Origin of the sequence: Serratia sp. 4542, assembly GCF_016805595.1 — a bacterium.
GTDB lineage: Bacteria > Pseudomonadota > Gammaproteobacteria > Enterobacterales > Enterobacteriaceae > Serratia > Serratia nevei.
In genome coordinates, this window is sequence record NZ_RXKV01000013.1 from 313,844 (window position 1) to 325,592 (window position 11,749).

General features: G+C 63.0%; 9 protein-coding genes. All 9 read left to right on the plus strand.

Going from position 1 to position 11,749, the window contains the following annotated elements; all coding sequences use genetic code 11:
* Window positions 1-15 precede the first annotated feature (15 nt).
* The 9 genes from EKL15_RS20785 (at window position 16) to EKL15_RS20825 (ending at window position 11,749) form a co-directional block, all read left to right on the plus strand.
* On the plus strand, window positions 16-1,779 hold the full coding sequence (locus EKL15_RS20785; RefSeq protein WP_004932790.1) for a peptidoglycan glycosyltransferase FtsI: 1,764 nt from the start codon (window positions 16-18) through the stop codon (window positions 1,777-1,779).
* Window positions 1,766-3,253: a UDP-N-acetylmuramoyl-L-alanyl-D-glutamate--2,6-diaminopimelate ligase gene (gene murE, locus EKL15_RS20790; protein WP_203090313.1), complete on the plus strand. Its 1,488-nt coding sequence runs from the start codon at window positions 1,766-1,768 to the stop codon at window positions 3,251-3,253. Before EKL15_RS20785 ends, murE begins: the two co-directional genes overlap by 14 nt.
* Window positions 3,250-4,611 (plus strand): UDP-N-acetylmuramoyl-tripeptide--D-alanyl-D-alanine ligase, encoded by a 1,362-nt coding sequence (murF, locus tag EKL15_RS20795; protein ID WP_203090315.1) that lies wholly within the window; start codon window positions 3,250-3,252, stop codon window positions 4,609-4,611. Before murE ends, murF begins: the two co-directional genes overlap by 4 nt.
* Window positions 4,605-5,687, plus strand: a complete 1,083-nt coding sequence (gene mraY / locus EKL15_RS20800; RefSeq protein WP_004932782.1) for a phospho-N-acetylmuramoyl-pentapeptide-transferase — start codon at window positions 4,605-4,607, stop codon at window positions 5,685-5,687. Before murF ends, mraY begins: the two co-directional genes overlap by 7 nt.
* 2 nt (window positions 5,688-5,689) lie before the next feature.
* Window positions 5,690-7,009 (plus strand): UDP-N-acetylmuramoyl-L-alanine--D-glutamate ligase, encoded by a 1,320-nt coding sequence (murD, locus tag EKL15_RS20805; protein WP_102985457.1) that lies wholly within the window; start codon window positions 5,690-5,692, stop codon window positions 7,007-7,009.
* Window positions 7,006-8,208 (plus strand): cell division protein FtsW, encoded by a 1,203-nt coding sequence (gene ftsW, locus EKL15_RS20810; RefSeq protein WP_038873480.1) that lies wholly within the window; start codon window positions 7,006-7,008, stop codon window positions 8,206-8,208. Before murD ends, ftsW begins: the two co-directional genes overlap by 4 nt.
* 3 nt (window positions 8,209-8,211) lie before the next feature.
* Entirely contained in the window at window positions 8,212-9,276 is a 1,065-nt protein-coding gene (gene murG / locus EKL15_RS20815) for an undecaprenyldiphospho-muramoylpentapeptide beta-N-acetylglucosaminyltransferase (protein ID WP_004932773.1), read from the plus strand.
* Window positions 9,277-9,360: 84 nt separating this feature from the next.
* Window positions 9,361-10,836, plus strand: a complete 1,476-nt coding sequence (murC, locus tag EKL15_RS20820; RefSeq protein ID WP_025301571.1) for a UDP-N-acetylmuramate--L-alanine ligase — start codon at window positions 9,361-9,363, stop codon at window positions 10,834-10,836.
* Window positions 10,829-11,749 (plus strand): D-alanine--D-alanine ligase, encoded by a 921-nt coding sequence (locus EKL15_RS20825; protein WP_100396051.1) that lies wholly within the window; start codon window positions 10,829-10,831, stop codon window positions 11,747-11,749. The genes murC and EKL15_RS20825 overlap by 8 nt, the downstream gene beginning before the upstream one ends.

The window sequence follows — 11,749 nt, forward strand, 5'->3', positions numbered from 1 at the left end:
GTAGAAAGGAAACGCATGAAAGCAGCGCGCCCCGGTAAGTTGAGACGCCAGGAAGATCAGGCCAGCTTTGTCAGCTGGCGTTTTGCGTTGCTGTGCGGCTGCATTTTGCTGGCGATGGTTGGCCTGATGCTGCGCGTCGCGTACCTGCAGGTCATCAACCCCGATCGTCTGGTGAAAGAAGGCGACATGCGTTCGCTGCGCGTGCAGGAAGTGCCGACCGCGCGCGGCATGATCAGCGATCGCGCCGGCCGTCCGTTGGCGGTCAGCGTGCCGGTCAATGCGGTGTGGGCGGATCCGAAAGAGCTGAACGAGCGCGGCGGTATCACGCTGGACAGCCGTTGGAAAGCGCTTTCCGATGCGCTGAACATCCCGCTGGACCAACTCTCCAACCGCATCAACGCCAACCCGAAAGGGCGCTTCGTTTATCTGGCGCGTCAGGTGAACCCGGCGATCGGCGACTACATCCACAAGCTCAAGCTGCCGGGGATCTACCTGCGGCAGGAGTCGCGCCGGTACTACCCGGCGGGGCAGGTGACGTCGCACATCATCGGCGTGACCAACATCGACGGACAAGGCATTGAAGGCGTCGAGAAGAGCTTCGACCGCTGGCTGACCGGGCAACCGGGCGAGAGAACGGTGCGTAAGGACCGCTTCGGCCGGGTCATCGAAGATATTTCCTCCGTAGACAGCCAGGCGGCGCACAACCTGGTGCTGAGCGTCGATGAACGCCTGCAGGCGCTGGTGTATCGCGAGCTGAACAACGCGGTGGCGTTCAACAAGGCCGAGTCGGGCACTGCGGTGCTGATCGACGTGAACACCGGCGAAGTGCTGGCGATGGCCAACAGCCCGTCTTACAACCCGAATAACATGGCCGGTACGCCGAAAGAGACCATGCGTAACCGTGCTATCACCGATATTTTTGAACCCGGTTCAACCGTGAAGCCGATGGTGGTGATGACCGCGCTGCAAAACGGCGTGGTCAGAGAAAACAGTGTGTTGAACACCATCCCGTACCGCATTCAGGGCCACGAGATCAAAGATGTGGCGCGGTACTCGGAGCTGTCATTGACCGGGATCTTGCAGAAGTCGAGTAACGTCGGTGTTTCAAAGCTGGCGTTAGCGATGCCGTCCTCAGCGTTAGTAGATACTTACTCTCGTTTTGGGCTGGGAAAAGCGACCAATTTGGGGCTGGTCGGAGAAAGCAGTGGCATATACCCAAAAAAACAACGGTGGTCTGACATAGAGAGGGCCACCTTCTCTTTCGGCTACGGGCTGATGGTAACTCCGTTACAGTTGGCGCGAGTCTATGCAACGATCGGCAGCCTGGGCGTATATCGCCCATTGTCGATCACCAAGGTTGACCCTCCGGTCGCCGGCGAACGCGTTTTCCCTGAACCTCTGGTGCGCACCGTGGTGCACATGATGGAAAGCGTGGCCTTGCCGGGCGGCGGCGGCGTGAAAGCCGCCATCAAGGGATACCGTATCGCCATCAAAACCGGTACCGCGAAAAAAGTGGGCCCGGACGGCAAATACGTCAACCGATACATCGCTTATACCGCCGGCGTCGCGCCGGCAAGTAACCCCCGTTTTGCCCTGGTGGTCGTCATCAACGACCCGCAGGGTGGGAAATACTATGGTGGCGCAATCTCCGCGCCGGTGTTCGGTGCCATCATGGGCGGCGTATTGCGCACCATGAACGTCGAGCCTGACGCGTTGCCTACCGGTGACAAAAGCGAATTAGTGATTAACAAGAAAGAGGGTTCAGGTGGCAGATCGTAATTTGCGCGACTTACTCGCCCCGTGGGTGCCGACGGCACCCGGGCGCGCGCTGCGGGAAATGACATTAGACAGCCGTGTGGCGGCTGCCGGGGATCTGTTTGTCGCCGTTGTCGGCCATCAAACGGATGGACGCCGCTATATTCCGCAGGCCATCGCGCAGGGCGTCTCCGCCGTGATCGCCGAAGCTGACGGTCAGGCCGAAGACGGCGCCATCATTGAAATGCACGGCGTGCCGGTGATCTACCTGAGCCAACTGAACCAGCGCCTTTCCGCGCTGGCCGGGCGTTTTTACCACCAGCCGGGCGAGCGTCTGCGTCTGGTCGGCGTGACCGGTACCAACGGCAAAACCACCACCACCCAACTGCTGGCGCAGTGGAGCCAACTGCTGGGCGAAACCAGCGCGGTGATGGGCACCGTCGGCAACGGCCTGCTGGGCCAGGTGTGCCCGACCGAGAATACCACCGGTTCTGCGGTGGATGTTCAACACGTATTAAACGATTTGGCGGAACAGGGCGCGACCTTCGCCGCCATGGAAGTCTCGTCCCACGGTCTGGTGCAACACCGGGTGGCGGCGCTGCCGTTCGCCGCGGCGGTCTTCACCAACCTGAGCCGCGATCACCTGGATTACCACGGTGACATGGCCAATTACGAGGCGGCCAAATGGTCGCTGTTCGCCGCCCACAGCGTGGGGCAGGCGATCATCAACGCCGACGATGAAGTCGGTCTGCGCTGGCTGAGCAAGCTGCCGGATGCGGTGGCGGTGACGATGCAGGGCAACCTGCAGCCGGGCGGCCACGGCCGCTGGCTGAAAACCACGGCGGTCGATTATCACGACAACGGCGCCACCGTTCGTTTCAGCTCCAGCTGGGGCGATGGCGAGATCGAAAGCCGCCTGATGGGCGCTTTCAACGTCAGCAACCTGCTGCTGGCCTTGGCGACGCTGCTGGCGCTGGGCTATCCGCTGGAGGCGCTGGTGGAAACCGGCAGCTGCCTGCAGCCGGTCTGTGGCCGCATGGAAGTGTTTAACGCGCCGGGCAAACCGACGGTAGTGGTGGATTACGCCCACACGCCGGATGCGCTGGAGAAAGCGTTGGAAGCCGCGCGCCTGCACTGCCAGGGGCAGCTGTGGTGCGTGTTCGGCTGCGGCGGCGATCGCGACAAGGGCAAGCGTCCGCTGATGGGCGGCATCGCCGAGCAGTTCGCCGATCGCGTGGTGATCACCGATGACAACCCGCGTACCGAAGAGCCGCGCGCGATTATCAACGATATCCTGACCGGATTGCTGGACGCCGGGCAGGCGTTGGTGATCCACGGCCGCGCCGAAGCGGTGACCAGCGCCATCATGCAGGCGCAAGAACAGGATGTGGTGTTGGTGGCAGGCAAAGGCCACGAAGATTATCAGCTGGTGGGCAACCGCCGCCTGGATTACTCCGACCGCACGACGGTCGCCCGACTGCTGGGGGTGCTGGCATGATCCCTGTCTCTCTTCAGACACTGGCTGAGGTATTGAGCGCTGAATTGATCGGCGCCGATTGCCAAATTGTCGAGGTGACGACAGACACCCGCAAGGTGACCGCCGGTTGCCTGTTTGTGGCGCTGAAAGGCGAGCGTTTCGACGCTCACGACTTTGCAGCGGATGCCGTAGCCGCAGGTGCCGGGGCGCTGCTGGTCAGTAAGCGCTTATTGGTGGACGCGCCGCAGCTGGTGGTGCAAGACACCCGTCTGGCGCTGGGGCAGCTTGGCGCCTGGGTGCGTCAGCAGGTGCCGGCGCGCGTGGTGGCGCTGACCGGTTCCTCGGGCAAGACCTCGGTGAAAGAAATGACCGCCACCATTCTGCGCGAATGCGGCGAAGTGCTGTATACCGCCGGCAACTTCAATAACGACATCGGCGTGCCGCTGACGCTGTTGCGTCTGGAGCCGCAGCATGATTTTGCCGTGATAGAGCTGGGCGCTAACCATATTGGCGAAATCGCTTACACCACCGCACTGACGCGTCCGCAGACCGCTTTGGTGAACAACCTGGCGGCGGCGCACCTGGAAGGCTTCGGCTCGCTGGCCGGCGTCGCCCAGGCGAAAGGTGAAATCTTTACCGGCCTGCCGGCCGACGGCGTGGCGATCATCAACGCCGATAACAACGACTGGCCGCACTGGCAGAGCATGCTGGGCGGCAAAACCGTCTGGCGCTTCTCGCCACAGGCTGCCGCAGGCGTGGACTTCTTCGCGGATAACGTGCGGGTGAACGGTGCAGGCACGCAGTTCACGCTGCACAGCCCGTTCGGCACCGCCGAGATCGCGCTGCCGCTGCCGGGGCGCCACAACGTGGCCAATGCGCTGGCGGCGACCGCGCTGGCGACGTCGGTAGGCGCCACCCTCGAAGCGGTGCGTCAGGGGTTGAAACAACTGCAGGCGGTGCCGGGGCGTCTGTTCCCGGTGGCGCTGGCCGAAGGCAAGCTGCTGCTGGACGACAGCTATAACGCCAACGTCGGGTCGATGACCGCGGCGGCGCAGGTGCTGGCAGAGATGCCGGGCTACCGCGTGATGGTGGTCGGCGATATGGCCGAGCTGGGCGCGGAAGCGGAAGAGTGCCACCGTCAGGTGGGCGAAGCCGCCCGTCTGGCCGGCGTCGACAAGGTGATCAGCGTCGGCGGTTTGAGCCGCGTGCTGAGCGAAGCGTCCGGCAACGGCGAACATTATCAAGACAAGACAGCAGTGATCGCGCGCGTGGCGGAATTACTGTCGGAACATGCGGTCATTACCGTGTTAATCAAAGGTTCACGTAGTGCCGCAATGGAGCAGGTAGTACGCGCGTTACAGGAGAAAGCACCATGTTAGTTTGGCTGGCCGAGCATTTGGTCAAGTATTACTCAGGCTTCAACGTCTTTTCTTATCTGACGTTCCGAGCCATTGTCAGCCTGCTGACCGCACTGTTCCTGTCGCTGTGGATGGGCCCGCGGGTGATCAAGCGCCTGCAAGAAATGTCCTTCGGCCAGGTGGTGCGTAACGACGGCCCCGAGTCGCACTTCAGCAAGCGCGGCACGCCGACCATGGGCGGCATCATGATCCTGACCTCCATCACCATTTCGGTGCTGATGTGGGCCTACCCGTCCAACCCGTATGTCTGGTGCGTGCTGTTCGTGCTGGTGGGTTACGGCATCGTCGGCTTCGTCGACGACTACCGCAAGGTGGTGCGTAAGGACACCAAAGGGCTGATCGCCCGCTGGAAGTATTTCTGGCAGTCGGTGATTGCGCTGATTGTCGCATTCGCCATGTACGCCGTAGGAAAAGACACGCCAGCCACCGAGCTGGTTGTGCCGTTCTTTAAGGACGTGATGCCGCAACTGGGCCTGCTGTACATCCTGCTGGCCTATTTCGTGATCGTCGGCACCAGCAACGCGGTCAACCTGACCGACGGCCTGGACGGCCTGGCTATCATGCCGACGGTATTCGTGGCGGCCGGCTTCGCGCTGGTGGCCTGGGCGACCGGTAACATGAACTTCGCCAACTACCTGCATATTCCGTATCTGCGTCATGCCGGTGAGTTGGTGATCGTGTGTACTGCCATCGTCGGCGCCGGCCTCGGGTTCCTGTGGTTCAACACTTACCCGGCCCAGGTGTTTATGGGCGACGTCGGTTCGTTGGCGCTGGGCGGCGCGCTGGGCACCATCGCGGTGCTGCTGCGTCAGGAGTTCTTGTTGGTGATCATGGGCGGCGTATTCGTGGTAGAGACGCTGTCGGTGATCCTGCAGGTGGGATCGTTCAAGCTGCGCGGGCAACGCATTTTCCGCATGGCGCCGATTCACCACCACTATGAATTGAAAGGCTGGCCTGAGCCGCGCGTTATCGTGCGCTTCTGGATCATTTCGCTGATGCTGGTGCTGATTGGCCTGGCAACGCTGAAGGTGCGTTAATCATGGCAGACTATCAGGGTAGAAAAGTCGTCATCATCGGGTTGGGCCTCACCGGCCTGTCCTGCGTCGATTTCTTCATGGCGCGCGGCGTGACGCCGCGCGTGATGGATACCCGTATCGCGCCGCCAGGCTTGGACAAACTGCCTGAGAGCGTGGAGCGCCATCTGGGCGATCTGAATCAGGACTGGCTGCTGGCGGCGGATCTGATCGTTGCCAGCCCGGGCGTCGCGCTGGCGACCCCGGCATTGAGCGCCGCGGCGGATGCCGGCGTGGAAATCGTCGGCGACGTCGAACTGTTCTGCCGTGAAGCGCAGGTGCCGATCGTGGCGATCACCGGCTCCAACGGCAAAAGCACCGTCACCACCCTGGTGGGCGAGATGGCGAAAGCCGCCGGTTGGGCGGTGGGCGTGGGCGGCAATATCGGCCTGCCGGCGCTGAGCCTGCTGCGTCAGGAATGCCAGCTTTACGTGCTGGAGCTGTCCAGCTTCCAGCTGGAAACGACGTATAGCCTGCGGGCGGCGGCGGCGACCATCCTGAACGTGACCGAAGATCATATGGATCGCTATCCGTTCGGCCTGCAGCAGTATCGCGGCGCCAAGCTGCGCGTGTATGAAAACGCCGCCGTGTGCGTGGTGAACGCAGACGATGCGCTGACCATGCCGGTGCGCGGCGCCGACGAGCGCTGCGTCAGCTTCGGCGCCGACGTGGGCGACTATCACCTGAACCGTCAGCAGGGGGAAACCTGGCTGCGGGTGCGCGGTGAGAAAGTGCTGAATACGCGCGAGATGAAACTGACCGGCCGCCACAACTACACCAACGCCCTGGCAGCGTTGGCGTTGGCGGATGCGGTCAATATCCCGCGCGCGTCCAGCCTGAAGGCGCTGACCACCTTCACCGGCCTGGCGCACCGCTTCCAGCTGGCCTGGGAGAACAACGGCGTGCGTTGGATCAACGACTCCAAAGCCACCAACGTCGGCAGCACCGAAGCGGCGCTGAACGGCCTGCAGGTAGACGGCACGTTGCATTTGCTGCTGGGCGGCGACGGCAAGTCCGCCGATTTCTCGCCGCTGGCGCGCTATCTGCAGGGCGACAACGTGCGTCTGTACTGCTTTGGCCGCGACGGCGCCCAGCTGGCACAGCTACGGCCGGAGGTGGCGACGCTGACCGAGACCATGGAGCAGGCGATGCACACCATCGCCGGCCGCGTACAGCCTGGCGACATGGTATTGCTGTCGCCGGCCTGCGCCAGCCTCGATCAGTTCCGTAATTTTGAAGTGCGCGGCGATGAGTTCGCCCGCCTGGCGCAGGAGCTTGGCGGATGAAACTACGCTTGCCGAACTTCGGGCTGACAGAACGGCTGAAAGACTGGGTGACCGGCGCGCGCGACAACGACGCGGTCAACATGGTGCTGTACGATCGCACCCTGCTGTGGCTGACCTTCGGGTTGGCGATCATCGGCTTCGTGATGGTGACCTCGGCGTCGATGCCGATCGGCCAACGCCTGGCGGACGATCCGTTCCTGTTCGCCAAACGCGACGCGCTGTACCTCGGCCTGGCGTTCGGCCTGTCGCTGGTGACGCTGCGCGTCCCGATGGAGATTTGGCAGCGCTACAGCAACGTGATGCTGCTGATGTCGATCGTGATGCTGCTGATCGTGCTGGTGGTGGGGAGTTCGGTGAACGGGGCCTCGCGCTGGATCGCGCTTGGCCCGCTGCGTATTCAGCCGGCGGAGCTGTCCAAGCTGTCGCTGTTCTGCTACCTGGCGAGCTATCTGGTGCGCAAGGTGGAAGAGGTACGCAGCAACTTCTGGGGCTTCTGCAAGCCGATGGGCGTGATGGTGGTGCTGGCAGTGCTGCTGCTGGCGCAGCCGGACCTCGGTACCGTGGTGGTACTGTTCATCACCACGCTGGCGATGCTGTTCCTGGCCGGCGCGAAAATGTGGCAGTTCCTGGCGATCATCGGCTCTGGCGTGTTCGCCGTGGTGCTGCTGATCATCGCGGAACCGTACCGTATGCGCCGCGTGACGTCGTTCTGGAACCCGTGGGCCGATCCGTTCGGCAGCGGCTACCAGCTGACCCAGTCGCTGATGGCGTTCGGCCGCGGCGAGTTCTGGGGACAGGGGCTCGGCAACTCGGTGCAGAAACTGGAGTATTTGCCGGAAGCACACACCGACTTCATCTTCTCCATTTTGGGTGAAGAACTGGGCTATATCGGTGTGGTTTTAGCCCTGTTAATGGTATTCTTCGTCGCTTTTCGCGCGATGTCCATCGGGCGCCGCGCGCTGGAGATCGACCAACGCTTCTCCGGCTTCCTGGCCTGCGCGATCGGCGTATGGTTCAGCTTCCAGGCGCTGGTTAACGTCGGCGCCGCCGCGGGCATGCTGCCGACCAAAGGTCTGACGCTGCCGCTGATCAGTTACGGCGGCTCGAGCTTGCTGATTATGTCGACGGCCATCGTGCTGTTGCTGCGAATTGATTATGAAACGCGCCTGACCAAGGCTCAGGCGTTTGTGAAGAGGTAAGGGATGAGCGGGAAACCTAAGCGTTTAATGGTGATGGCAGGCGGTACCGGCGGGCACGTGTTCCCGGGGCTGGCGGTCGCGCATCATCTGATGGCGCAGGGCTGGCAGGTGCGCTGGCTCGGAACCGCAGACCGAATGGAAGCCGATCTGGTGCCGAAGCACGGGATCGAGATTGATTTTATCCGCATCTCCGGCCTGCGCGGCAAAGGCCTGAAGGCCCAGCTGACTGCGCCGCTGCGGATCTGGCAGGCGGTGCGCCAGGCGAAAGCCATCATGCGCAGCTATCAGCCGGACGTGGTGCTGGGGATGGGCGGTTACGTGTCCGGCCCCGGCGGCCTGGCAGCCTGGCAGTGCGGCATCCCGGTGGTGCTGCACGAGCAGAACGGCATTGCCGGCTTGACCAACCGCTGGCTGGCGCGCATCGCCGCCAAAGTGATGCAGGCCTTCCCCGGCGCATTCCCGAACGCCGAGGTGGTGGGCAACCCGGTACGTACCGACGTGTTGGCGCTGCCGTTGCCGGCGGAGCGGTTGCAGGGGCGCGAAGGCCCGATCCGCGTGCTGGTGATTGGCGGAAGTCAGGGCGCGCGCGTGCTGAATCAGACAGTTCCTGAAGTCGCGGCGCGTTTGGGCGATAGAATTACGCTCTGGCATCAGGTTGGCAAGGGCGCGCTGGAAACGGTGCTGCGCGACTACGAAAGGGTAGGGCAGACGCAGCACAAGGTGACCGAGTTCATCGACGACATGGCCGCCGCCTACGCCTGGGCCGACGTGGTGGTCTGCCGCTCCGGCGCGTTGACCGTCAGCGAAATCGCGGCGGCGGGGCTGCCGGCGATCTTCGTGCCGTTCATGCACAAGGACCGTCAGCAGTACTGGAACGCGCGTCCGCTGGAAGAAGCCGGCGCGGCGAAGATTATCGAACAGCCGCAGTTCAACGCCGATGTGGTGGCTGAACTGCTGGCGAGCTGGGATCGCAAGACGCTGCTGGCCATGGCCGAGAAAGCGCGCGCGGTCGCCATTCCGGACGCCACCGAGCGCGTGGCGGCGGAGCTGGTGCGGCTCGCCAAGTAACGAGTGCAGGGGTTCGGTGCGCCGAACCTGAATAAAAGCAATGTGATGTAGGGCCGGGGTACCGGATCCGGATTAGAGAGAGTGATGAATACACAACAACTGGCGAAACTACGTACTATCGTGCCCGAGATGCGTCGCGTCCGGCACATTCACTTTGTCGGCATCGGTGGCGCCGGCATGGGTGGTATCGCCGAAGTGTTGGCAAACGAAGGGTATCAGATCAGCGGCTCCGACCTGGCGCCGAATCCGGTCACCCAACAGTTGAGCGCGCTCGGGGCGACGATTTATTTCAATCACCGTCCGGAAAACGTGCTGGATGCGAGCGTAGTGGTGGTGTCTACCGCCATCTCCGCCGACAACCCGGAGATCGTCGCCGCTCGTGAAGCGCGCATCCCGGTGATCCGCCGCGCAGAAATGCTGGCGGAGCTGATGCGTTTTCGCCACGGCATCGCTATCGCCGGCACGCACGGCAAAACCACCACCACGGCGATGGTTTCGAGCATTTACGCCGAAGCCCGCCTGGACCCGACCTTCGTCAACGGCGGGCTGGTGAAGGCGGCGGGCACCCACGCGCGACTGGGGTCCAGCCGTTATCTGATCGCGGAAGCGGATGAGAGCGATGCGTCGTTCCTGCATCTGCAGCCGATGGTGGCCGTGGTCACCAACATCGAAGCCGACCATATGGACACTTACCAGGGTGACTTCGAGAACCTGAAGCAGACGTTTATCAATTTCTTGCACAACCTGCCGTTCTACGGCCGTGCGGTGATGTGCATCGACGATCCGGTCGTGCGCGAGCTGTTGCCGCGCGTGGGTCGCCACATCACCACCTATGGCTTCAGTGAAGATGCCGATGTGCGCATCGAAGACTACCGGCAGATTGGGCCGCAGGGGCACTTTACCCTGAGCCGTCAGGACAAACCGTTGCTGACGGTGACGCTGAACGCGCCGGGCCGCCACAATGCGTTGAACGCGGCGGCGGCGGTGGCGGTGGCAACCGAAGAAGGCATCGACGACGAAGATATCCTGCGCGCGCTGGCGGGCTTCCAGGGCACCGGGCGTCGCTTCGATTTCCTCGGCGAGTTCCCGCTGGAGCCGGTCAACGGCAAAGCGGGCAGCGCGATGCTGGTGGACGACTACGGCCACCATCCGACTGAGGTGGACGCCACGCTGAAAGCGGCGCGCGCCGGCTGGCCAGACAAGCGTTTGGTGATGATCTTCCAGCCGCACCGTTATACGCGCACCCGCGATCTGTACGACGATTTCGCCAACGTGCTGTCGCAGGTGGATGTGCTGCTGATGCTCGACGTGTACGCCGCTGGCGAAGCGCCGATCCCGGGCGCGGACAGCCGTTCGCTGTGCCGCACCATCCGCAGCCGCGGCAAGCTGGATCCGATCCTGGTTTCCGATGCCGATACCGTGCCGGAAACCCTGGCGCAGCTGCTGCAGGATGAAGACTTGGTGCTGGTGCAAGGCGCCGGCAACGTGGGCAAAATCGCCCGTAAACTGGCCGAGCTGAAGCTGCAGCCGCCGAAGAAAGAGGAGGAGCACCATGGCTGATAAAGTTGCAGTTCTGCTGGGCGGCACCTCCGCTGAACGTGAAGTCTCCCTGCAATCCGGTGCCGCGGTGCTGGCCGGGTTGCGTGAAGCCGGTATCGATGCGCACGGCGTCGATACCCGCGATTTCCCGGTGACCCAGCTGAAAGAGCAGGGGTTCACCAAAGTGTTTATCGCGCTGCATGGCCGCGGCGGCGAGGACGGCACCCTGCAGGGGCTGCTGGAGTTCCTCGAACTGCCTTATACCGGCAGCGGCGTGATGGCCTCGGCGCTGACCATGGACAAATGGCGCACCAAAATGGTGTGGCAGTCGATGGGCTTGCCGGTGGCGCCTTACGTGGCGCTGAATCGCCAGCTGTACCTCGGCGGCGAAAAAGCGGCGCTGCTGGCGCGCGTGGCGGATCTCGGCCTGCCGCTGATCGTCAAGCCGAGCCGTGAAGGCTCCAGCGTCGGCATGAGCAAGGTCACCGAAAGCGCCACGTTGGAAGCCGCGTTGGAAGAGGCCTTCCGCCATGACGACGACGTATTGGTGGAGAAGTGGCTGAGCGGCCCGGAATATACCGTGGCGATGCTGGGCGACCAGGTGCTGCCGTCGATCCGTATCCAGCCGGCCGGCGTGTTTTACGACTACCAGGCCAAGTACATTTCGGACGACACGCAGTACTTCTGCCCGAGTGGTTTGAGCGCCGAGCAGGAAGCCGAGATGGCGGCGTTGGCGCTGCGCGCCTATCGCGGCCTGGACTGCAGCGGCTGGGGCCGCGTCGACGTGATGCAAGACAGCGATGGCAGCTTCTATCTGCTTGAGGTGAACACCTCTCCGGGCATGACCAGTCATAGCCTGGTGCCGATGGCGGCGCGCCAGTTTGGATTAAGCTTCTCGCAGTTGGTGGCGAGAATTTTGGAGTTGGCCGACTGA